Source organism: Litoribacterium kuwaitense (assembly GCF_011058155.1).
Taxonomy (GTDB): Bacteria; Bacillota; Bacilli; order Bacillales; family DSM-28697; genus Litoribacterium; species Litoribacterium kuwaitense.
The window spans coordinates 13,215-37,149 of the sequence record NZ_JAALFC010000019.1 but is presented as its reverse complement, the minus strand read 5'-3'; the positions used below and the strand labels follow the sequence as shown (position 1 = coordinate 37,149).

The following is a 23,935-nucleotide window of genomic DNA, read 5'->3' as shown; positions in this document are numbered from 1 at the left end:
GATGCATACGTTATTTGTGTTACGCATTTTTTCCGAAGACGACGCCACCATCGACATAAAGAGGTGACCCCATCATAAAGTTAGATTCATCAGAAGCAAGGAACAGCGCTGCCTTCGCAACATCTTCCGGCCGGCCGAGCTCGCCACTTAGCTGACGTTTTTTAATGTTTTCAATCGCTTCGTCTGGATTGTCGTATGAATTCTTCAAATAGTTTTCAACAAACGGTGTGAAGATCGTTCCTGGTAATAAGGCGTTCACACGAATGTTATAAGGTGCGTAATCAACTTGCATTGCCTTCGTTAATGATAGAATCGCGCCTTTTGTCGCAGCATACAAAGCTCTTTTTTGCAGTCCCATCTCCGCTGCACATGAAGACATATTAATAATACAGCCTTGCTTTCGCTCCATCATAGAAGGTAAAACACATTTTGACGGCACGTACGTCCCTTTGACGTTGACATTCATGACCCGATCCCATGCATCAGGCTCAACCTCATCTAAACGACCGACATTACTAATGCCTGCATTGTTGAAAAGAACATCAATCATGCCATGCTCAGCTTGTGCCTTGTCAACGACCTGCTGCATCTCATCAAGGGATGTCACATCGCCGTAAAAATAGGCGGCTTTCCCTCCTTCAGCTTCGATCGAAGCGACCGTTTCACGCCCATGCTCTTCATGGATATCAACGACGAGTACCGTCGCACCTTCACTTGCAAACCGTTGAGCCGTGCTTTGACCAATTCCTGAACCTGCACCTGTAATCAAAACGACTTTGTCTTGTAATCGCAATGCTCTTTCCTCCTTTTAATGATCCATATGATCTTCTGGCTGAGCTGCTTTTACCGTCAATCCTCCATCTACCATTAACAAATGCCCATTCACCTGCATCGCTTCTTCTGACGAAAGAAATAGCACCGCATCGGCAATTTGCTTTGCTGTCCCGAGGCGTTTCATTGGATTCGCTTCAACTTCCTGTTGATAAATCTGTTCGTCCTGCAAATATTCTTTCACCATGTCTGTTTCCACCGTACTTGGACCGACGGCATTTACGTTGATGCCGTGTTTTCCGAGTTCGATGCCTAAAGCTTTTGTCAGCTGATGCGCAGCCGCTTTTGAAGCAATATAGTGGGGAATGACAGGACTTGTCACTAATAAGCTTGCGGTTGACGCCACATTGACTATTTTTCCGTAGCCTCGTTCAATCATCGATGGTGCCGCTCGCTGCGACGTTAAAAACATCCCTTTGACGTTTGTTTCAAACGTACGGTCCCACGTATCCTCTGTCACTTTCAGAAACGGCTCAAAAGGAGCAACCCCAGCATTATTCACTAAGACCTCGATCGGTCCTAGCTCGCGTTCAGCTTCGGCAAACATGTTCTCGACATCTGCCTTCTTTCCTACATCTCCTTGTACTAAGATCACTTTGGTGCCAAAGGCTTGCGCAATCTCCTGCTGCACTTCAGCGGCAGCTTCACGGTCAGAATCTCCGAGATAATTAATGACAATATTTGCACCTTCTTCGGCAAAACGGCGAACGATCGCCGCCCCAATACCACGTGCGCTTCCTGTCACTAAAACGTTACGATTCGTAAATCGACTCATCGTTACACTCCCTTCTCATTTACAAGCTAATGCCAATCCGGTTAATGCTAAATTCGGCGTGGCCTAAAATTTCTGCTTTGACTTCTTTCCCAGACGCGGCCTCTAAAATGTCTTCATATATGCGGCGCCCTGCTTCCTCCATCGTCTCTTCACCACGAAGAACAGGACTCGTATCGACATCAATATTGTCGGCCATTTTTTTAGCCGTCTCTTCATTTCCGGTCAGTTTCATGACAGGAATGACTGCATTCCCTGTGGGCGTCCCTCGGCCCGTCGTAAAGCAGACAAGGTGAACGCCAGCAGCCGCCATACCTGAAACGCATTCGATATCATTTCCCGGGGAATCCATAAAGAAATAACCTTTGCCTTTAATCGGTTCAGCATATTGCGTCACATCTTGCAGCGGAGCAGAACCAGCTTTGGAAATACAGCCGAGCGATTTTTCTTCAATTGTCGATAAGCCCCCTTCAATGTTTCCAGGGCTTGGGTTACCACCGCGCATGTCTACACCCATCCGATCAATTTCCGCTTCAAAGTTTTGGACGGCGGTATAGAGCTTTTCCTTGACCTCATCATTCACTGCTTTGGCAGCGACGAGATGCTCTGCACCGATGATCTCTGTCGTCTCGCCCATGATGACGGTCCCTCCGTTTGCGATAATGAGATCGGCGGCTTTCCCAAGAGCAGGGTTACTGCACAATCCTGAAGTCGCATCTGATCCACCGCATTTGACGCCGATGATAAGTTCAGTTGCATCGCCTTCAGCAACTGGCTCATTTTGCAGCTGGGCAGAAAGCTTTTGTGCTGTGTCTACACCAGATTGAATCGTCTTAATCGAACCACCAATATCTTGAATGTCTATCCATTCAACCGGCTTTCCTGTCGCTTCAATTTCCTTCTTGACTTGCCGAGCATCAATCCCTTCGCAACCGAGACTGATGATCAACACGGCACCAACATTTGGGTTTTGTCCCATTCCCACAAGGACACGGTGCGTTCGTTTAATGTCGTCTCCGACTTGACTGCAACCGTGCTGATGCGGAATTGCTACAGCGCCTGAGACTTGCTGCTGAATGCGATTCGCTACTTGGTTCGCACAAACAACTGTCGGGATAATAAGCAAGTGGTTCCGAATGCCAAACCTTCCGTCTGGTCGTCGATAGCCTTTAAGCTTTCTCATGTTGTCTGAACCTCCTCTTTCTTCTGATCGCCGCGCCCGCGAATGCCCTCAATATTGTGCACGTGAACGTGAGCTCCTTTTTCAATACCTTCTGTCGCCGCACCAATCGCTTCGCCGTATTTCAACACATGCTGCCCAGCTGAAATTTGCTCTAAAGCGATTTTGTGTCCGGAAGGGATCGAATCAAGTGCTTGAATAGACAACATCTCCCCCCCACGAACCACTTGTATAGTCTCTCCGGCCTGAATTTCTTTTAATGCTGTAGCAACATGATCTTTGTCATCCATGACAATACATTGAATCCCGGAATGATATGTATATTCTGACATATCCTCTCTCCCTTTACAGTTGATAAAATTCTCTAGCATTATCTTTAAAAATTGATGCCCATTGCGCTTGAGTCAAATGATGAGCAAGAAGCTGATTTTTAACTAATTGCAACACTTCTTCATACGAGGCTGCGAGCTTACAGACTGGCCAATCGCTACCAAACAACATACGATCAGGACCAAACGTATTGACGACATGGCGCACGTACGGAGAGAAATCGTCTTCTGTCCAATCACCTTTTGCCTCTGTTACGAGACCAGACATCTTAATGTATAGATGTGGATATGAAGCCAGCGCCTCGATATCCTCCATCCAAGGGTGCAATTGCTGTTGCGCAATATCCGGCTTTCCAAAGTGATCAATGACGGCTTTCATTTGCGGGAAACGTTCCATACATTTTTTCACGATAGGAAGCTGGCGATGAACGATTAAAAAGTCAAGCGGAACCCCTTCGTTCACGGTAAGCTCAAGATTTTCAAGCACGTTTGGCTGAAACAACCATTCATCATGTAAGTCTTGCAGCATCGGACGAAGCCCTTTAAATTTAGGATACTTTAAAAACGCTTTCAGATGTTCATAAAACTGGTCACTTGTTAAGTCAAGCCAGCCTACGACCCCTAGAATCCATTGATGCTCATCGGCAAGACGTAACAAATACTCAGTTTCTTTCATTGACGGTGCTGCTTGGACAGCGACGGTTCCCTCTACACCATTGGCTTGCAACAACGGCAGTAACTCCTCAGGGGCATAATCTCGATACAATAATGGCTCATTTTCTGTTGGCCACGGATAATCTCCGCGCGCGAGCTTCCAAAAGTGCTGGTGACCATCAATCACAACGTCACACCTCCATGAGAGTCGAAAAATTGAGACATCAGCCGCCGCTTCACATATATGTATGCCATCCACGGCGTAGCAGAGCGGTGCCTTCACTTGCTTTCATTATAATGTTTCAAAAGAAAACTTGATTTTCATGATGTGTTACCGGTAACATTACATTATCAGACTATGATTAAAGCGTCAATTGTTTTAAGGTATGAAAGTATAGAGAGATTTGAAGGGAGTTCATCTACAATGGTAACGATTTATGATATTGCAAAGCTGGCTAACGTTTCAACAATGACGGTGTCAAGAGTCATTAATCAGAAAAAAAATGTCAGCAAAGAGACTCGGGAAAAGGTTGAGCAAGCGATTCAAGAATTGAATTACGTCCCAAATACAATCGCTCAAAGCTTACAAGCCAACCGAATGAAAACACTGGCTTTGCTTGTTACCGACATTACTAACCCCTTTTTCACACAAATGACCCGTGGTGCAGAGGATGAAGCCAACAAACAAGGGTATCAGCTACTCCTATGCAACACGGATGAAAATATAGCGAAAGAAAAATCGTATATTCTCGCTTTACTTGGTAAACGGATTGACGGTGTCATGCTCGTTCCTTCTGGTGATGAATCTTTAGACTCTATTTCTTCACTTCGACAAGCCGGCGTCCCGTTTACTTTATTAGACCGTAACATTCGGGGCATTGAATGCAGTCATGTGACAGGTGACAGTAAAGAAGGAACCCGACAGCTTGTCCAACACCTTATTGATCAAGGGCATCGACGGATCGCAATGATTCACGCCCCGTTAAACATTTCAACCTCGCGGGAACGAAATGAAGCTTATAAAGCAACGCTGCGAGCAAATGGCCTCTCCGTCGACAAGCGGTTGATCGTTGAAAGCCACTATCACCTTTCGAAGCAGAGCAACACGTGGTCTTTTTTACAGATGGAGCCCGCCGAACGTCCTACAGCTGTTGTGGCTGCGAACAATTTTATTGCTGATCAGCTTCTGAAAACATTGGCGGATCATGACCTTACAATTTCTGAAGACATTGCCGTTGCTTGCTTTGATGAATTACTGTTGCCATCTTATATTGAGCCTTTTTTAACGACCGTATCGCAGCCACCCTATGCGATGGGGCAGCGTGCTGTCGAATGTATTTTAGAACAAATTAAGGACCCAGAGGCCGTACAGCAAGAACAGTTTAAACCGACTTTACACGTGAGAAGATCGACAAACGAATGGAGAGGCGCACCGTTAGCTTAAGCCGTCCTTCTCCCCAAGCAAAAGTGGACACTTCATCAGAGGTGTCCACTAGTTATCGTTATTTCTGCATATGACGCAAAATCTGCTCTCTCGGAATGACGTCGCAGCGCCTTGCCCATTCTTCGTATTGCGTCTTCATCTCTGCCACCTTATCGGGAAATGTATCAGCTAAATTTGTCATTTCTGATCTGTCCTTGCCCAAATGATACAGCTCCCAAGCTTGTGGATACTTTCTGACAAGCTTCCAATCTCCGATACGAACTGCGCCATTTCCTTCATGCTCCCAAAAAAGCGCCTCTTTCTCAACAGTCTCACCAGTAAAAACTGGTGCAAAGCTTTGCCCTTCTAACGGATGCAATTCGTTCCTATCGAGTAGTTCACAATCATCTGTCTTTGTGATCTCTAGTATGGTTGGCATAATATCGGTCAATTGAAACGGCTCATGAACAATCCTTCCTTGCTCGACGACTTCTTCCGGCCAATGTACGATCAAAGGTGTCGCAATTCCACCTTCATGAACCCAATGCTTGTAGAGACGGAAAGGTGTATTTGATAAGTTTGCCCACGCCACGCCGTAGCTCTGGTAACTATCTTCGCCGCCAGGCATAACGTCTGGACGATTGCCAAACACAACTTCTTCGCCGTCTTTAGTCACCACCGGTGCGACTTTTTTCTTGAGGACATTCGTGCGCATTTGCGGCTGCAACACTTCCGCACACCCACCATTATCGGAAAGAAAGAGAATGATTGTCTGCTCAAGTTTACCCGTCTCTTCCAGCTGATCGATGATCGTGCCGATCCCTTGGTCCATGGCATCGATTTGTGCTGCATACACTTCCATGCATCTGAGGAGCCATTCTTTATGATCAGCCTCATCCCAAGCAGGCAGAGATGGATCTCTCGTACTTAACGAACTGCTTTCATCTAATATGCCTAATTCATATAAGCGCTTAAACCGTTCCTCTCGTAGCACATCCCATCCTTCATTAAAACGCCCTTTATACTTTTCGATGTCTTCCTCTTTTGCGTGCAATGGCCAATGAGGGGCAGTATAAGCAACGTACATAAAGAAAGGATCGTCTTCATGCTGCTCATGGTGATCCGCTAAAAAGGCTACGGCTTGCCTGCTCATCTCATCAGTATAATAAAAATCGTCAGCTAAGTCTTCATCATCAATATTTTCGTTATCCCGCCTTAATGTGAGCGGGCGAAAATAGCTTCCTGCTCCTGCTAAAGTGCCATAAAAACGGTCAAATCCCCGTTGCAGCGGCCACGTATGATTTTCTTCATGAATGTCATTGGCCAGATGCCACTTCCCACTCATATACGTGCGATATCCACCCTGCTTTAATACTTCTGCGATCGTTACACACTGGCGATTCAGATTTCCTGGATAACCGTCCGGTCGTTGGTCATCAGTTAAAATCCCAATCCCTGTTTGATGTGGATGAAGCCCGGTTAATAGCGACGCCCTTGAAGGACTGCATCTTGCTGTATTGTAAAATTGTGAAAATCGCAGGCCGTTCATCGCTAAACGATCGAGGTTTGGTGTTTCAATTTCTCCTCCGTAACAACCAATATCGGAAAAACCCATATCGTCATTCAAAATGATTAATACGTTGGGCTGCGCCATCATCATCCCTCCTATTGTGGTTGAGAAACTCAAATGATCCCGTTTATTTCACCCTTATCGTAAATGTAGACGTTCGTTCATGGCTGTCCTTATAACCAATTCGTGACGCTTTCACGCGAATGGTTGTCGTATGCTCGGTCAGTAACAAAGGCTTCGTGTACAATTCCCAGCGTGCATCTGCTCCATTTTCCAGTGTGTACGCAATCGACGCGCCTTGGGTGGCACAATGCAATTGAAGCAGAAATGGCTCCTTAAATGTCCCTCCCTCAGAAGGTGTAACGCCAGGGTCGTCTTCGGTCACAGGGATGAGAAGTGGCACAGCTGTTTCAGGCTGTACACCCCCTGGCCAAAAGCGCTCAACCAGCTCTGTCTCTGACAGCTCACCTAAATCGCCAGTACGCTGCCGCCATTCGTCTAAAGCAAGACGCATCGTTTCTAACCGCTCCTGATAAACTGGATTTGCTGCTAAATTATTGACCTCATGCGGGTCATTCTGCAAATCATACAATTCTTCTGCCGCGCGTTCGTTAAACAAAATGCGCTGTTGGTCCTCGAGCTTTCCTGCGGCATAAAGGCGCCAAAGCTCTTGTTGAACGGGATGCTTATTTTGATAGGGAATCCATAATAGATAAGGAAGATTAGGATCATAGTGACGGATGTATTTAAATTGGTCGTCTCGGATCGCACGCACCATGTCATATGATTCATCGTAGCGATCTCTCGTCGCAAAAATATAGTCGCGCCCGACAGCATCATCTCCTAAAAAAGACTGTCCTTCCAAATGAGCGGGAACATTGATACCGGCTAAAGAAAGCACGGTTGGCGCTAAGTCAACAAGACTGACCAACTGATCCGACACGGTTTTAGAGGCCACCTGCCCTGGCCAACGTACAATCAGCGGAATACGAATACCAGCATCGTACGGCCATCTTTTTGCGCGTGGCAGCCCTTCTCCGTGATCGCTCCATAAAAAAACAATCGTATTCTCACGCAAGCCGTCGTCCTCGAGCTGTTGCAAAATGTCACCGACAATGTTGTCAGAGTCAGCGATATTGTCATAATGTCGCGCCAATGCTTCTCTACACTTTAAAGTGTCCGGCAAATACGGAGGCAGCTCGACATCATTCGGATCCGTCTCGAGCGGATGACGCTCTTTTTCCGGCCACATCCCACTTTCATGGGTCAACGTCGGATTAAACACCGAAAAGAACGGTTGTCCTTCTTTTCGATTGCGCCAATGCGCCTGGTCGCCAAGCTCATCCCACGCCGTAAAAGGCGCATGAAATTGATAATCGGTTTTTTTATTGTTTGTACAATAATAGCCTGCTGCTCGCAAGTATTCGGTAAACGCCTTCACATAGTGAGGAACGACGGCTTCATAAGGCGTCGGTAATTCTGGCGTCGCCACATTTGTATGCGTCGTCCTCATATGATGTGTCCCAATGGAAGTTTGGTACATCCCTGTAATAATGGCTGATCGACTTGGGGCACAAACACCTGCCGTCGCAAAGGCTTGCGTAAACACCGTTCCCTCGGAGGCTAGCCGATCAATATGTGGTGTGCGCGCGACGTCATCTCCATAGCACCCAAAACGCGGGCTCGTGTCTTCTAATGAAATCCACACGATATTTGGTCGTTCCATGCCTGTTCATTCACCTCTCGTTTCTAAAAACTCTTCATCTGTCCATAAATCCATTCGCCCCATACCGACTTGCTTTCCCCAGGCCCTCATATAAGCAAGGGAAGATTGTTTATTCCTCATTTGTGCAATGATGTGGCGAGGTTGCCAACCTTCTTTCCCGAGTGCCGCCAATGCCTCTTTAACGTCTGCATACCTCGGATCATTACTGAGATCGTGTTTTTCATTAGGGTCGTTTTTTAAATCAAATAAGAGGGCGTCTTGATGACCATAAAAGGTAATGAGTTTCATGTACTCACAAATAACGGCACGGTTCGCTGAATCTTGCAGCGTCGCAAGCTCACAAAACAGCGGACGATTAAGCCACTTCTTGTGATCGACCTCCTTTTCGCCTATTAGCTCACTCACATCATCTCCAGACACGTGCGGTAAAGGAGGTGCATGTCCAAGCGCTGTGAAAGTCGGTGCAATGTCTAGCAGACTCACAGGTACATCAACACGCCTCCCTTGCCCAATACGTGTTGTCTGATGTGTCGTTCCGGGAATTGACGTCCAAATCATCGGGATGTGGATCGCACCTTCAAGAAGATTTCGTTTCCAAAACATCCCATGATCACCAGCCATATCTCCATGATCACTCGTATAGAGGATGATCGTTTCGCGCGCTGTCTGTTTAGCTGCTTTGAGCACACGGCCAAGGTGAACATCCATGAGTGAGACGAGCCCAGCGTAGGCAGCCCGAGCTTTCAACAATTGCTGCTCCGTCATTTCATTCGCTTTCAGCCTTTTAAGCCATTGATCGTACCACGGGTGAGCCGGACGATGTTCTGTTGGGATTAGAGTTGAGTCGTCGTCTTTGATCCGAGCCATCGCCTCGGAAAAATAAGGCTCCGGACAAACATAGGGATGATGTGGTCCGTAATAACCGACCGTCAGAAAAAATGGCTTCTTGCTTTCCCGGTTCTTTTCTAAAAAATGCTCGCACGCTGTCGTGACTTCTTCATCATAACGAATGACTGGGGACGTACCCGCGCCTGCCTGTTGAATAGACCGCAAACCTTGACCAGCTGTCCCCTCTAAAGAGCCATATTCTGTCATTGGTCCGCCTGGATAGCTTGGTGTAATGTCACCGACGAACCTTTTTCCATAGCCATGCCTTTGGTCAGGACCGACAAAATGCATTCTGCCGCATAAAACAGTGTCATAGCCACCTAATGAAAGTGCGTGTGCCATCGTCGGCATGTCGGACGCTAAATGGTCGTTATTGTCAAACACGTTTGTTTCGTGCGGATAGCGTCCTGTCAGCATTGACATACGTGACGGGACACATAACGGGGAATTGCAGTAGCTGCGTGTAAACAGGACACCTTCTTCTGCCATCTGGTCCATATGAGGTGTTTTTACGATCGTTGACCCCATACAACCCATAAAATCTCCCCGATGCTGATCAGTCATCACTAAAATGATATTAGGTTTCTCCACCTCGCCACCTCTTTTTTCTACTTTACTGCTCTACATGCGCAACCGTAGCCTCTCCGGTAAGAAGAACCTCTCTTTTCAGCTCAGCAGATTGATAAATTGCTGCCAGAATTTTGATTAAGTCGACCCCTTCCTGCGGCTGAAAAACTGGGTCAGCGTGATGGAGAACACAATCAACAAAGTGGTGCAAATTTTCTTCATGGCCGTTCACATGTTGCTGTTCTGAAAATGTTGGCTGTGTATGTACAAGCTCACCATTGTCTTCAGAAATCAGCTGCAGCTCGCCCTTTTTCCAAGAAAATCCTGCTTTCGTCCCCCTAAGCTCTACAAAACTTCCTTCTTCTATCACATTAGAAGCCCAGCTAAATTCGATTTGCAGCGTCGCGTTATTCGCAAAACGTATAAACCCTGTCGCCAAATCCTCCACATCAAACGTGCCACCTTGCTGCGCTTCACCAAAACCACTCTCATTTTTATGGGAATCATCGGCAAATTTCGTATACGTCGCCCCACTCACAGCCACTGGTGTCGGGTGTCCCATCAACCAAACCGCTAAATCAATCATATGGACACCGAGGTCAATCAACGGTCCGCCTCCAGACATGTCTTTCGTCGTAAACCAGCCGCCTTTTCCTGGAATGCCTCGTTGCCGAACCCAGCCGCAACGACCGGTGTAAACCTCACCCATTTTTCCTGAGTCTATAAACTCTTTGAGGAATTGAAAGCTCGGAACAAATCGGTTGTTTCGCATCACCATTAGCTTTTTTCCGCTTTCTTCTGCGGCTTTCATCATTTCATAGGCTTTTTCGGGACTGATCGCATCTGGCTTTTCACAAAACACATGCTTTCCTTGACGTAAAGCGTCAATGGAAATCGTCGAATGAAAAGCATTCGGTGTACAAATATCGACAGCATCAATGTCATCACGTGCTAAAAGCGCTTGATAATCATCATAGACTTGAGTTACATGACATAGCTTGGCGCATGTCTCTGCTCTTTCTAGGTTCGGATCACACACAGCAACGATGTCAACCTCTGGATGGTTCATCAAAGGCTGCAAATGCTGTTTTTCAAAAATCCGGCTCGCCCCAATAATTCCAAACTTTAATTTTTTCGCCATGATGGTTTCTCCTTTATTGTTTACTCGCTCTGACAATCAGGGGACACCGTTGTACAATGCCCCCTTTTTCTTCCGTTATGCCCCTGCAATTGAATGAACAGGCTCATCGCCAAGCTCTCTTTGCAATTGCTCTAACTCAGCCTTTAATTTTTGAAACGTCTCTTCATACTCGGGCTCGCCATACACATTTTTCATTTCATATGGATCGTTTTCAAGGTCAAATAGCTCCCACTCCGGTGCTGTCGGAATATCTTGTGATCCAGCTAGCCCATATGCTTCACCATAATAATAAATCAGCTTGTGGGTATGGGTACGAATACCGTAATGGGAATGAACGTTATGCTCATGATCACAATGCATCCAGTAGCGATAATACATCGAGTCCCGCCAGTGATCCGGTGTTTTCCCTTCTAGTAACGTTTGAAAATTGACCCCCTGCATATCCGCTGGCACATCAATACCAGCATACGTAAGAAATGTTGGCGCAAAATCGACATTTAAAATCATATCTTCACTTACGCTACCCGCCTTAATTGCCTGTGGATAGCGAATGACAAATGGCATCCGCAGCGACTCTTCATACATAAACCGCTTGTCAAACCAACCGTGATCTCCGAGGAAAAAGCCTTGATCTGACGTATATACGATGATCGTACTGTCTGTAAGTCCTTGCTCATCTAAATAGTCAAGTAGCCGGCCAACATTGTCATCTACAGAGGCAACACAACGTAAATAATCTTTAATATAACGCTGATATCGCCACGAATTTTCTTCTTCTGGCGTCAAGCCTTCGGGAATGTCTTCTTTTAAATCTTTTGGCCGTAAATCTGACATTCTCATTTTGGCTGCTTTGGCCGCTTCAGAACGATTGGCATAATCATCATTGAATGTCTCAGGCTCCGGAATATGTACATCTTCATACATATGTGCATGCTTTTCATCTGGCTCCCACGGGCGATGAGGGGCTTTATGATGACAAAAAAGGAGAAACGGTTTGTCTGTATCCCGATTGTCGAGCCAATCCATTGAAAAATCTGTAACGAGATCCGTTGCATAGCCTTGAAATACCTTTTCTTCACCCATTTCAATCATTTTGGGCTGATGATAGAAACCTTGATTAACAAAAACATTCCAATAGTCGAAGCCTTGTGGGTCACTAATGCCTCCATGGCCTAAATGCCATTTGCCAATCATTGCAGTCTGATATCCATTTTCTTGAAAAATCTTTGGCAGTGATTGCTGTCTTGCATCAAAAGGCTCATCAAGCGTTCTTACCCCACATTCATGATTGTATTTCCCTGTTAAGATCGCCGCTCGGCTTGGTGCACAAATGGAATTGGTACAAAAACAGTTATCGAAGCGCATTCCTTCATTCGCAATGCGATCGATATTCGGCGTTTCATTAATCTTACTTCCATAACAGCTCATCGCGTGGGCAGCATGGTCGTCACTCATAATAAATACGATATTTGGTCGCTGCTGATTCATTTCTAACCCTCCATGATCGGTTGATTTTTTCTTTCACTTTTTCATGTTTGAAAAGCGTACAGGGGGTTCACAAGTTTAGCCACCTGTACGCAGACGATCTGGAAAAGTGGCAATTCTCATACAACTTCGTCTAAAAACGTGTTAGCTCCTGCTTTTCCGATCAATGATGACCTCGATTTCCTCTCCATCTTCTGCTAAATTAAAGCTCAGCCTTTCTTCAATTCCTTTATAGGTTACTGTCATGTGATAATCTCCTAAAAAGCCGCGTGTCTCCACTGAGCCTTCTTTATCACTTTTCACCGATTCGTCTGTCCACCATTCGTTATAGATCATATCCATCCATGCCTTGCCATTCGGCGTTAACGTCCAGTCCTTCGTGTATAAACCGTCATCGTTAAATTTGTCCCAAAAGCTCCAAGTGACAACACCATTTACAGAAGGATGGCTAAATGCAGTTGTGAGAAAGTCCCGGGTAAATTGCTCTTTTGCCACTGGATCATTTTCTTGGATCGTAAACTCGGTCATTTGAATGTCTTTACCAAAGGTTGCAAAACGATCAAGTCGTCTTAATATTTCCTCAGGCTCGGTGATCGATTTAAAATGACTTTGCATCCCAATCCCATCCAACGGTGCACCATTGTCGATCAGATATTCGATGGTGTCATAATAACTATCTTGATGTGCATAATCTCTGCCCGCTAGAATTGCATAATCATTGACGTAAAGCTTCGCGTTAGGATCAGCCGCCCTTGCACTTTCAAACCAATCGATCATAATATCCTCACCGGCAATATCCATAAATTCGTGCTGGGAATACGGCTCATTCAACACATCCCATTCAGGAACCCGTCCTCTCCAGCGGTCGACGTATTCAGTGACATGGTCGTTTGTCACTTCGCGAAGCTTTTCAGGGTCATCCTCTAACTGCTCTTTCAGCTCTTCCGGCACTCGCTTCCAGTGCGCCCAAATTAACGCATGCCCACGGACAGGGATTTGCTTGCGATCGAGCCAATCTAGTGCCATTGGTACGGATTCAACACCTAAATTGTCATAGTGCTTCCACTTTAATTCGTTTGGAAAAACAGCTTTATTAAATGTCCTTTTGAACGTATTTAAATAATCTTGCTTTTCTGAAGGTGTTACAGTTGCCCTGGGCCCATAAATTTTACTGGCCGTGAAAGATCCACCAAAACCAAAGGCATGACGCTGTTGCTCAATATCTACGTTTGCGTGGCGAAGAGGCTTTCCCTTCTCATCTTTTACAGTCACTTTGATGTCCGCCTTGCGAATATCATCGATTCGCTCGTCTGCTTCTTCGCGCCAAGAAGCCCCCTCTTCCATCCCGGGATAAGTCGTCTTCATTACCGGCAAATCATCGAGCGCAACACGATCTCCATAATGGAGTAATCTGACATTAGCCACTTCAACAGTCTGGGCTTTAAATCCAAAAAACAAATTGGCTAACGACTCCTGGTCATTTTTAGATGAGCGGAGTGCTTCAAAAGGCATAAAAAAGGTCTTCCAATCGCTATCAGCGCTGTAGAGCTTCGCCATGTCCGCAGGCATTTCTTCTGGATCTATCCGCACTTGGGATTGCACACTGCCAAGACTTGATTCATCCTCAGACCGAAGTGTTCTCATGTCAAAGGCAAGCAGCATGACGTCGCCCTCATCCACCTCATATTGAAAGGGCATTTTGACAGGGACAGAAAAGATTCCCTTTGCTTGCGCTGGCAGCTCGATTTGCAGTGCCTTCGAGTAAGGACGATCTGTTACATCTACATGTCTGATCGTATAACGGTCATTACTTACTGGCTCTACTTCATCTAAAGGCGATGCATCTCCCCATACAGAGGTTCCTTCGGGGAGGTCTTCAAGCAGGTCGTCTAAATCCTCTGTCGCCTTGTTGGACGCAAGACTTTCTGCATAGGCAAAGCCACTCGTCCCGAGAAAAACTGATGAAACCAATAATACGATGAGACTCATATACTTGATCACGAATTGATCAACCCCTTATTTTTGATCATATAGCGCTATGACAGTCTCGATGCAATCCCTTTGATTAGAGTGAAAACGCGGAATAATATGCAGTAAACCTCTTCGGATTGCCTATTCCGCGTTCCGTCTTTCTCGAGTTATTTTCTAATTTGATCGTAATATTTTTGGGCAACTTGCAAACGTTCTTCCAAATTTAATCGCTCGAACCCTTCAACCATTTCATTCCAATCACCTTCTGGGTCATCACCAAGAATGATGTTGGCAATCGACTGCTCCAGGAAGCCATTCGGGCTATCTACTTCAATACCCCACTGCTCAATGACAGCTTGATCTTCCTTTGAAGTTAAAAATGACTTCGGATACCACTCATCAGGCGTAAATGGTTTATATTTTTCATTGATCGCGGCTTTGACTTTAACATTTTCTGTTTCTTCAGCATCGACATCATCCGGTAAGACAACAGCTACACCTTGAGGTCCTGGAGCTTCGCTTACGCGGACATCCATATCCGTCATGCCTTCAGGAATTGGAATTTGTTTAAGCTGTCCGCCTTCGTCTTTCCATGCTGTACCAATCATACCTAGATCAGACTGAAAGCTAGTGAGAGGATCATAGACTTGGTCGATCCACTTCATCGTAATTTCAGGCTGCTCGTTCGTACTTGTAATGCTAAAGGCAGAGACGCTGTAATTGTTGTCCTGAATTGGCCAACCTCGATCGCCATTCGGTCCTTCCAGCGGCATTAGCTCGACATATTCGGTATCCGTACTCCCTAGCGTTGCAAAATCACTCCAGCCAAAGAATGCTCCGACAATCGGCGTTTCACTTTTGAGCTTCGACTGATACACGCTCACATTATGAGTAAATATCTCTTGATCAATTAATCCTTCTTTATATAGTTTGTTTAAATAGATGAGAAAGTCTCTGTTCTCTGGAAGGGCCGGCGCATACGAAACTTCTCCGTCCTCCACGTGCCACACATTGGACCAAGGCGGATAGCTCTTACCAAACGCCCCCGCTAACGGCAATGCACTATAGAAATGGTGTTTCATATCGAGAAAGCTTAATGGAATTTCATCAGCCTCACCGTTCCCATTCGGATCGTTATCGCGAAACGCTTTTAACACTTCGTAAAACTCATCTGTCGTCGTTGGCATTTCTAAATTTAATTCATCTAACCATTTTTTGTTAATGTACATCGCTGCTGGAATCATGTTGTTGTCAGTATGAAATATCGCATTTGGCAAGCTGTAAATATGTCCGTCAGGGTCAGTGACCACATTCTTTAAATCAGGTCGTTTTTCAAAAACCTTTTGGATGTTCGGAGCATATTCTTCTATTAAATCCTCCAAAGGGATAATGACGCCGTCGGCCGCTTGCTGTTCAATGTTATTTAGCGTACTTGAGCCGTAAAAGGCGTCAGGAAGATCATTACTCGCAATCGCTAGGTTGACCTTCTCTCGATTGTTTTGGCTCGTCGTCAAAGTCCAATCAATTTGCACATTCGATTGTTCCTCTAGCTGTTTAAAAAACTCAAGGTCATTGTACTCCTTCTTTTGAAACGGATTTTTCACAGCATACATGGATAAGGTCACCGGCTCTTCTAAAGGAAAGTTAACCTCTTTCGGTTCCGCATTTTCAGCATCTTGATTGGCATTTTGACCACCGCACCCTCCGAGCAACAGTATTGCACTTAAACCGAATACCGTCGCAAACTTCAGCAACATACGTCGGGACACACCGCATCCTCCTCTTCTTTTTCATGATTTATCTTATCACCGACTCTGCCTCGTCACTTAACCTTTGACAGAACCGATCATAACACCGTGGACAAAATACTTTTGGACAAACGGGTAAAGAATGAGCATGGGTAGGCTGGCGACGATAATGACGCCATATTTGATTTGTTCAGCTGCTTTTAAATAGAGCTGTGCATCCAGTGAATCATCGAGCATCGCACTCTGCGCTTCACTCTGAATAAGAATCGATCTTAAAATCAACTGCAATGGATGCAACGCCTCATCACGCAAATAGACGAGTGCAGGAAAATAAGCATTCCATTCACCTACAGCACTAAACAATCCAACGACCGCAATAATGGGCATCGATAGCGGAATAACAATTTTGAAGAAAAATTTCCAATTGCTACACCCGTCAATAAATGAGGCTTCACGCAGTTCCTCGGGAATTGAAAATTGAAAGAAGGTCCGGGCAATGATCAACTGAAAGACATTAACCGCCCCAGGCAAAACCATCGCCCAAAGGCTGTTATCAATTCCTAGCCCTTGAACAAGTAAATAGGTTGGGATCAGCCCTCCTTGGAAGAACATCGTAAAAACGATCATCATCATAAAGAAGTTTCGCCCAATGAGGTCATGCCTTGAAAGCGCATACCCAGCAGTGATCGTTAAAGACAACTTAATGATGGTCCCAACAATCATATAGACAAAAGAATTCATAAAACCTTGCCATATTCGCGCATCTTGAAAAATGCTTTTATACCCTTCAAAAGTGATATCCTTCGGCAATAGAAAGGTGAGCCCTTGATTTACAGCATCAGGATCACTAATGGATGCGATGATGATAAAATATAAGGGATATAGGATAACCAAAAGCAGGATACAGAAGAACACTATATTTGCCATGTCAAAGAGACGATCAGCCCTGCTTCTTCTCCAAGTTTCATTCATCGTATGTTCCTCCTTACCATAGAGAATTCTGTTTCATCATCTTCGCTAAACGGTTCATTGATAACAAAATAATAAAATTAATGACATTATTAAACAATCCAACCGCCGCTGAGTAACTATACTGAGTATTCAGAATACCTCGTTTGTAAACAAATGTTTGGATGATCTCTGATGACTCGACGTTTAATGAATTTTGCATTAAGTAAGCTTTTTCAAAGCCGACAGCCATAAAATTCCCCATGTTTAAAAGTAATAAAATGACGATCGTCGGCATAATACTCGGCAAATCTATGTGGATAATGCGTTGGAATTTACTTGCTCCATCCATAACAGCCGCCTCATGCAACTCCGGGCTTACAGAAGCTAACGCCGCTAAATAAATAATCGTTCCCCAACCAGCATTTTGCCAGACGCCAGACCAGACGAACAGATGCTTAAACCATTCCGGTGACGCTAGGAAGTTGATCGCTTCTAATCCGATCGCTTCTAAACCAATATTCACTAGCCCAGTTCGTACACCTAAAAATAAATACAGCATTCCGATTAAGACAACAACAGAAATAAAATGAGGCGCGTACGTGACCGTCTGAGCAAATCGTTTAAACCGGTGATATCTTAGCTGGTTCATTAACAATGCTAAAATGACAGGGATTGGAAACAAAATTAACTCGTATGCCGAGAGTAGTAATGTATTTTTTAAAATATCATAAAACTGCGGTGAAGCAAGAAAGGATTCAAAGTGGGTGATCCCAACCCATTCACTCCCCCAAATGCCTTTCATCGGTGAAAAGTCCTTAAACGCAATTTGCAAACCGTACATCGGACCGTACTGAAATAAGATAAAATAGACAAGCGTCGGAAAAAGCAACACGTAAAGCTGCCAGTTCACTTTAATCTTGATAAACTTCTTATTCCATGAACTCGCCGGAGCGACGTAAGCCTTATCTGCCTGTGCGGAGATCCGTTTTTTCGGAAACATGCTCCCCCTCCTCATTTTTTGATGGCTTCCCAAAAGACAAGTTAAACTTGTGACTGCCATACGAAAGTATCTATTCGGCTGACTCGTGCTTTCGGAAGCGTGATTGACTCAATTGGCCAATCTTTACACGTATTCTTATCTCTGTTTGAAAAGGCATATCACGATCCTTTCAATCACTCACGCAAACAAAATGAAAGCGCTGTCGTTTGTGTGCTTCAATCATATGTATAAAAGGGTATCGCGACAATTTGCCATTGAAACACAAATATGCGAAATTGATTCTGCCGGCTAAATCAGCAGGCGATGCGCGCTCTTACACACATTTTGATCAATTTCGCATATTCATTATTTTTATGTTTTTACATATTTCTCATCCGCTCTGCTTTTCGATATTCGCCTGGTGTCATCTTTGATTCTTGCTTAAACTTTCGTATAAAACTTGAAACATCATTATAGCCAACTCTCTTGACGATCTCATAAACTGGTTGATCTGTTTCAACGAGTAGCTCTTTTGCCTTGTTCATTCTTAATTCATTTACGTAATTGGAAATCGTCATGCCTGTCATATCTTTAAATTTTCTTCGCAAATGAGATGGTGACCATGAAAGTTCTTCAGCCATTGTTTGAATGGAAAAATTGGCGTCCATCATCCGATCCTGCAAATATCGAGTGACCGTTTTTAACATATCCGCTTCAAGGTCGTCACTGATCACACTCTCTATTTGTTTTAAAGTATCGTCAACGACTAAAAAAACTTCATTGCCGAGCTCTTTAATCGTATCAATTTGCGCTAAGGAGATAATGTCAGGGAACTTTACAAACTGTTGGTTAATTCCTGGCATGTCATAAAGTGTTCGTCTTACCGTGTTCAACACATCAAAGCACTGACAGGTCGCTCTAAACAACGTACTGCCTTCGTTCATAATTAAGTTGATATACTCAGATACGAATGCCCTTGCTTCGGAAATCTTTCCCGTGAGCAAAAGCTGCCTTAGCTCGTCTACATCAAGGTGAAGATGGTCTTGAGGCTGTTCATCTTCTAATGATGACATGCTTTCAAACATCATCACTTGTTCCGCCTCTTGGCCAGACCTACTTGCTTCATTCAGGGCAGACGATGCTTCTAAATATGACATTGGTACTTGCTTCAACTCGCTGCTTGATCTTCCTACACCGATGGTCGGAACAACACCAAGCTGTTCCACAATCCCCTCATGAAACTGTGTCCAAAAGTGCTTGTTGATCTTTACCTTGTCCCCAGTCTGCATAATGACCGCTAGGCGACTTTGTTCAATCAAGCTGACTACATAAATAGATTGTATCGGCAAAGAACGACCGGCGCTTTCAAGCTTGGATAAGATGGATGACTTACTTTCTAGGACATCGGGAAGTGCAATGACAGCCACCTCAACCGGATGACAGTCTAGCCGGATGTCAATCTCTTTTCCCGCTTCATTAAAAGTATCAACATCATCAAACATGCCTCTTAAGAGATCACCTAGCATTTGCTGCCTTAATGCTGGTTTTGTTTTCTCTAATTTTTCCTTCATCTCAGTTCCCAATTGGTCCGCCCGTTGCAAAGCATCATGTATCTTCCCAATGCCTTTCGACGAATTGGCCTGCACATACCCCCACTTTGATTCAGCATACTTAATTAGTTCTTTTAATGGAATAAAATTCATTTTCATTAACATAAAGATGATGATTGACCCGATGACCAGGATGAGGATGAGTACGATCACTCCCCGATCTCTAATTTGATGAACATCCTTCATCAGTTCTTCTTGAGGGATAATGGTTACATAATGATAGCCATTAAACGAAGATGTTTCCAAAAATGCTTGATAGTTAATATCGTTATACTTGAACTGCGCCTCTGTTTTGTTCTCTAAAGAGCTTAGCTGGTCAAAAGCGTATGTAGATAAAGCGTCCACTGGATTTAATGAAGTCAAAACTTTCCCTGACGCATTTGTCATAAATGCATTCCCTTGTTGGTTTGTCGTCGTTTGCAGTAATTGCGTGATGGCGCTTTCTTGAATCATGAACATTGCGATACCTTGTGGATACACTGCATTAATGGGAATTGGAACAAAGTAGACGAATTGCTTTACTTTTTCTCCACTTGGATCTACCTTGTGGACAACAGATAGTTGCGGTTTTGTCACCTGTTGCATTTCAGCAAACACATCACCAGCTGTCCATTGCGAAAAATCATAAGTGCTCGCAAATATCTCCATATGGTATGACGTTTTGTCTGATATCAGCGTTTCTTTATTGAAGTTATATATAATTAACTCATCGATAAATTCAGAATTAATGACCGAATTTAACAAACTGCGATTTTCAAGACTCCGCGTTGACTCAACAGGAGACGCACGATATAACCCGGTGAAGTAGGACAGTTTACTTGATATTTTCATCATGTCGCTAAACTCTGTATCAATCCTTTCCGAAAGCTGTGAAATCATCTTTCGGTTCGCTTCGGCACCTAAATCCTCTATCTTATGAAGGGTATCTGAAAATAACGTGAACCAAATAATAATGATTGGCAAGCCTAAAACGAAAATGTATGATAGAAGATATTTATAAAATAAAGGGTCCTTAACGTTTTTTAATGCCATCTCCACAAACTCCCTTCACTAAAAGCAAGCTGCTACTGATCTTACATTCCAAAAATCAATCGATTGCGTTTGAAAAAGCTCTCATTTACTGCAAGCGCTTTCAAATTTTACCATGATTCTTGATGAAAATCAGTGAAAAAAGGGGATTATGCAAAATCCCCTTGAAATTCCTCTCGTAGCATTCCGTAAATATATTCATCATATCGCTTTCCTTCTGTGTAAATCATGCTACGCAGCACGCCTTCCTTCGTAAAACCGAGGCGCTCATGCAAAAGACAAGAGGCTGTATTAAAGGCGTAAACGTGGGCAACGCATTTCTCATAGCGCAACTCTTCAAAATAGTACCGTAATAATAGCCGAATCGCTTCGCTCGCGTAGCCTTGTTGTCTATGCTCGGCAAACACGCCAAGGCCGTATTTCATCACACCTTGCCTCGGATCGCACGAATGGGAATTAATGTTTCCGACCACGACACCCTCGACCGTTTCGATCACGAGCATCTTATTGTCTCCCTCTGCATCTTGTGTGGCCTGTTGTTCCGACCACGCCTTCGTTCCAGCTGCTGACCTAGGAAAATAAATCATATGGGCCGCGCGTGCCGCTTCGGAATCTCGGTCGTTCTCATGAAAAACCTGCCAATCCTCAGGCTCCATCGATCGTAAACGGACTTTCTTTCCTTCCCAAATATTCAAATGTTTCGCACTCCTTCGTTGAGAAGCAGCCTTGACTTGAGCCAAGACTGCCTTCTCTTAATTACTCTTTATCTTTCATTGCCTGCTTTAATGCGTCAGCAAGGCTGTTTCCAAGAGGCTCTTCTTTTTTATATTGATTCAATAGCTTTTTTTCTTCGCGCTTATTCACTTTTTTCTTTTTATCCTCTGCCTTTTCGACGACATTGCAACGTTTGCATTGAAAATAGCGCCCGGCTTTTCCGTTATGCATCTCCATTTTCTTTTTACATTGTGGGCAACGGCGGTTGGACAGCATTGGATCTTTCTGTCTTCGATACGAGCATTCACGGCTGGAACAGACGAGCATCTTGCCATTCCGTCCGTTTCTCTCTTTTAAGAGCGATCCACATTCAGGACATTTTGATCCTGTTAGGTTGTGGGCAACATACGTTTTGTCGCTGTTGCGAACATTTGTGACAAGCGTTTTTGTTTTCTCGCGAATATTAGCCATAAACGCTGTAGCGTTCCCTTTGCCCCTGGCGATTGCCTCAAGCTCCTTTTCCCACGAAGCTGTGAGCTCTGGCGACGTTAATTCATCATCGACGAGATCGAGCAATTGCTTTCCTTTTTTAGTGACGGTTAACCGATGATTCGTTAACTCCATCGAGTCACTTTTAATTAATTTTTCGATAATGTCGGCGCGAGTCGCTGGCGTGCCTAATCCGTATTTGTCCATTGTCGCTAACAAGTCAGCCTCACTAAACTTTTTCGGTGCCTCAGTCAAGCACGATTTTAAACGCACGTGCGTCACAGCGAGGGTCTGTCCTTCCGACAGCTTCGCGACGGCGGGGTTTTCTTCCTCGTCATTACCTTTGCCGAACACTTGTTTATAGCCTGCATCAATTTCTTTCCGGCCGGATGCTTGAAACGTGTGCTTCCCAACCTTTAAGGTCGCCTTCACTGTTTCCGCCTTGGCTGGTCCGTGAAATAAGGCGATGAAGCGACGTGCGACGAGGTCATAAATGTTTCGTTCATCTTGTTGCATCGCTGCTAGATTGGCGCGTTCTTCTGTTACGATGATCGCGTGGTGATCGGTAACCTTGCTGTCGTTCACAGCCCGTTTAGAAACGTTCGGCTTTGCGCGTACTGGGCGCACCTCGTCTTTGTAATGGCCTTCGATTGCTTTCAGCTTGCCGGCTAACGTCGGAACGAGATCAGAGGACAAGTATTTAGAATCTGTTCGGGGATACGTGACGACTTTATAACGTTCATAGAGCGTCTGCAGCACATTTAACGTTTTCTTAGCTGAATAATTAAACCGTTGATTCGCATCACGCTGCAGCTCAGTTAAATCATAAGGCAATGGCGGCTGATCGGAAACCGTCTTTTTACGGACGGAAATGACCTTTCCTTCTTGATTCGTCACCTCAGTTTGAATCGCTTCAGCTTGCGCTTTATCAAACAAGCGCGGTCCTTTCTCGCTATCCCATTGCGCATCGACTTGCCCTATTGTTGCCGAAACTGTCCAATACTCTTTTGGCTTAAACGCTTGAATGGCTTTGTCGCGCTCATACACAGACGCCAACGTCGGCGTTTGCACACGTCCAGCGGACAGCGGCTCATCATATTTCGTCGTCAGCGCTCGCGAAATATTCAAGCCAACGAGCCAATCTGCCTCAGAACGGCACACAGCCGATTGATAAAGACGATCAAAATCGCGACCATTTTTTAACTGTTTAAAGCCTTGCTTAATCGCTTGGTCGGTTTGCGAAGAAATCCACAGCCGCTTAAAAGGCTTTTTCCAGTGAACCATTTCCATAATCCAGCGGGCAACAAGCTCCCCTTCGCGCCCCGCATCAGTGGCGATGATGAGTTCTTTTAAATCCTTCCGTTCGGCTAACTTTTTAATGGCAAAAAACTGCGCTTTAGAGCCAGGGATAATTTTTTTCTTCATTTCTTTTGGCATAATCGGCAAATCGTCCATACGCCACGTCTGGTATCGTTTATCATAATCTTCAGGGGTTTTTAACTCAACCAAATGACCGAGTGCCCACGTGACAACGTAGTTCGAGCCTTCGATATAATTTTTATTCTTTTGCTGACAGCCAAGCACACGGGCAATCTCTTTTGCCACACTCGGCTTTTCCGCTAAAATAAGTGATTTCATAGTCTAATTCCCTCCATTCTCCATTATAACGCATCATGTAAATGAGGAACAGAAGATGCACAAACAAGGCTACACTGCTTGATGTGCTATCATAGACGCATGGATTCGTCACTTTAGCTATGCGATCCGACAAGCATTTCATCTTATTCTTATGTCATGAGCGTGGAATTACATACTTTTTACTCTCGCGTTTACAAGTTGTTCAAGCATGAATGCTTGTCTGTTTGAAACCTTGGAATC

General features: G+C 44.7%; 18 protein-coding genes. 1 reads left to right on the top strand and 17 read right to left on the bottom strand.

The annotated features are described in order from the left end of the window. Window positions 1–19 precede the first annotated feature (19 nt). Genes G4V62_RS10945 through G4V62_RS10925 form a run of 5 tightly spaced genes read right to left on the bottom strand, consistent with a single transcriptional unit; the run spans window position 20 to window position 3,953 of the window. Complete coding sequence (locus G4V62_RS10945) at window positions 20–793, bottom strand: SDR family NAD(P)-dependent oxidoreductase (protein ID WP_165202143.1); 774 nt, start codon at window positions 791–793, stop codon at window positions 20–22. Between the two features lie 15 nt (window positions 794–808). After that, window positions 809–1,606 carry an SDR family NAD(P)-dependent oxidoreductase gene (locus G4V62_RS10940; RefSeq protein ID WP_165202141.1) on the bottom strand — a complete coding sequence of 266 codons (798 nt, stop codon included), beginning with the start codon at window positions 1,604–1,606 and terminating at the stop codon, window positions 809–811. Window positions 1,607–1,625: 19 nt separating this feature from the next. After that, window positions 1,626–2,786, bottom strand: coding sequence for a UxaA family hydrolase (locus G4V62_RS10935; RefSeq protein WP_165202139.1), 1,161 nt, complete (start codon window positions 2,784–2,786; stop codon window positions 1,626–1,628). Further along, complete coding sequence (locus tag G4V62_RS10930) at window positions 2,783–3,115, bottom strand: UxaA family hydrolase (RefSeq protein WP_165202137.1); 333 nt, start codon at window positions 3,113–3,115, stop codon at window positions 2,783–2,785. The genes G4V62_RS10935 and G4V62_RS10930 overlap by 4 nt, the downstream gene beginning before the upstream one ends. 13 nt (window positions 3,116–3,128) lie before the next feature. Beyond that, window positions 3,129–3,953: an amidohydrolase family protein gene (locus tag G4V62_RS10925; RefSeq protein WP_165202135.1), complete on the bottom strand. Its 825-nt coding sequence runs from the start codon at window positions 3,951–3,953 to the stop codon at window positions 3,129–3,131. A gap of 237 nt (window positions 3,954–4,190) precedes the next feature. Between G4V62_RS10925 and G4V62_RS10920 the strand changes: the two genes are divergently transcribed. After that, entirely contained in the window at window positions 4,191–5,210 is a 1,020-nt protein-coding gene (locus G4V62_RS10920) for a LacI family DNA-binding transcriptional regulator (protein WP_165202133.1), read from the top strand. A 58-nt stretch (window positions 5,211–5,268) separates the two neighbouring features. On the opposite strand, the gene G4V62_RS10915 is transcribed toward G4V62_RS10920, so the two are convergent. From G4V62_RS10915 to G4V62_RS10860, 12 genes are all read right to left on the bottom strand, one after another. Further along, a complete protein-coding gene (locus tag G4V62_RS10915) occupies window positions 5,269–6,843 on the bottom strand; it encodes an arylsulfatase (RefSeq protein WP_212508746.1) in 1,575 nt (524 codons plus the stop codon). Between the two features lie 43 nt (window positions 6,844–6,886). After that, window positions 6,887–8,485, bottom strand: coding sequence for a sulfatase family protein (locus tag G4V62_RS10910; RefSeq protein WP_165202131.1), 1,599 nt, complete (start codon window positions 8,483–8,485; stop codon window positions 6,887–6,889). Window positions 8,486–8,491: 6 nt separating this feature from the next. Then, window positions 8,492–9,964 (bottom strand): sulfatase-like hydrolase/transferase, encoded by a 1,473-nt coding sequence (locus tag G4V62_RS10905; RefSeq protein WP_165202129.1) that lies wholly within the window; start codon window positions 9,962–9,964, stop codon window positions 8,492–8,494. A gap of 22 nt (window positions 9,965–9,986) precedes the next feature. Then, window positions 9,987–11,081, bottom strand: a complete 1,095-nt coding sequence (locus G4V62_RS10900) for a Gfo/Idh/MocA family protein (protein ID WP_165202127.1) — start codon at window positions 11,079–11,081, stop codon at window positions 9,987–9,989. A gap of 75 nt (window positions 11,082–11,156) precedes the next feature. Next, complete coding sequence (locus G4V62_RS10895) at window positions 11,157–12,569, bottom strand: sulfatase family protein (protein ID WP_165202125.1); 1,413 nt, start codon at window positions 12,567–12,569, stop codon at window positions 11,157–11,159. A gap of 141 nt (window positions 12,570–12,710) precedes the next feature. After that, a complete protein-coding gene (locus G4V62_RS20600; protein WP_165202123.1) occupies window positions 12,711–14,567 on the bottom strand; it encodes an endo-1,4-beta-xylanase in 1,857 nt (618 codons plus the stop codon). Window positions 14,568–14,704: 137 nt separating this feature from the next. After that, window positions 14,705–16,306 carry a type 2 periplasmic-binding domain-containing protein gene (locus G4V62_RS10885; protein WP_165202121.1) on the bottom strand — a complete coding sequence of 534 codons (1,602 nt, stop codon included), beginning with the start codon at window positions 16,304–16,306 and terminating at the stop codon, window positions 14,705–14,707. Window positions 16,307–16,363: 57 nt separating this feature from the next. After that, window positions 16,364–17,257, bottom strand: coding sequence for a carbohydrate ABC transporter permease (locus G4V62_RS10880; protein ID WP_165202119.1), 894 nt, complete (start codon window positions 17,255–17,257; stop codon window positions 16,364–16,366). A gap of 13 nt (window positions 17,258–17,270) precedes the next feature. After that, window positions 17,271–18,236, bottom strand: coding sequence for an ABC transporter permease (locus G4V62_RS10875; RefSeq protein ID WP_165202117.1), 966 nt, complete (start codon window positions 18,234–18,236; stop codon window positions 17,271–17,273). Between the two features lie 359 nt (window positions 18,237–18,595). Next, a complete protein-coding gene (locus tag G4V62_RS10870) occupies window positions 18,596–20,857 on the bottom strand; it encodes a helix-turn-helix domain-containing protein (protein WP_165202115.1) in 2,262 nt (753 codons plus the stop codon). 146 nt (window positions 20,858–21,003) lie between these two features. After that, on the bottom strand, window positions 21,004–21,549 hold the full coding sequence (locus G4V62_RS10865) for a GNAT family N-acetyltransferase (RefSeq protein ID WP_246218387.1): 546 nt from the start codon (window positions 21,547–21,549) through the stop codon (window positions 21,004–21,006). Window positions 21,550–21,610: 61 nt separating this feature from the next. After that, the gene (locus tag G4V62_RS10860) at window positions 21,611–23,695 is read right to left on the bottom strand and encodes a DNA topoisomerase III (RefSeq protein WP_165202113.1); all 2,085 of its coding nucleotides are present in this window, start codon (window positions 23,693–23,695) and stop codon (window positions 21,611–21,613) included. Between the last annotated feature and the right edge of the window lie 240 nt (window positions 23,696–23,935).

Coding starts and splice junctions, on each gene's coding strand:
- G4V62_RS10920 (WP_165202133.1), top strand. CDS start 4,191: ATGGTAACGATTTATGATATTGCAAAGCTGGCTAACGTTTCAACAATG.
- G4V62_RS10870 (WP_165202115.1), bottom strand. CDS start 20,857: ATGGCATTAAAAAACGTTAAGGACCCTTTATTTTATAAATATCTTCTA.
- G4V62_RS10880 (WP_165202119.1), bottom strand. CDS start 17,257: ATGAATGAAACTTGGAGAAGAAGCAGGGCTGATCGTCTCTTTGACATG.
- G4V62_RS10930 (WP_165202137.1), bottom strand. CDS start 3,115: ATGTCAGAATATACATATCATTCCGGGATTCAATGTATTGTCATGGAT.
- G4V62_RS10915 (WP_212508746.1), bottom strand. CDS start 6,843: ATGGCGCAGCCCAACGTATTAATCATTTTGAATGACGATATGGGTTTT.
- G4V62_RS10935 (WP_165202139.1), bottom strand. CDS start 2,786: ATGAGAAAGCTTAAAGGCTATCGACGACCAGACGGAAGGTTTGGCATT.
- G4V62_RS10910 (WP_165202131.1), bottom strand. CDS start 8,485: ATGGAACGACCAAATATCGTGTGGATTTCATTAGAAGACACGAGCCCG.
- G4V62_RS10895 (WP_165202125.1), bottom strand. CDS start 12,569: ATGAATCAGCAGCGACCAAATATCGTATTTATTATGAGTGACGACCAT.
- G4V62_RS10860 (WP_165202113.1), bottom strand. CDS start 23,695: ATGAAATCACTTATTTTAGCGGAAAAGCCGAGTGTGGCAAAAGAGATT.
- G4V62_RS10940 (WP_165202141.1), bottom strand. CDS start 1,606: ATGAGTCGATTTACGAATCGTAACGTTTTAGTGACAGGAAGCGCACGT.
- G4V62_RS10875 (WP_165202117.1), bottom strand. CDS start 18,236: ATGTTTCCGAAAAAACGGATCTCCGCACAGGCAGATAAGGCTTACGTC.
- G4V62_RS10900 (WP_165202127.1), bottom strand. CDS start 11,081: ATGGCGAAAAAATTAAAGTTTGGAATTATTGGGGCGAGCCGGATTTTT.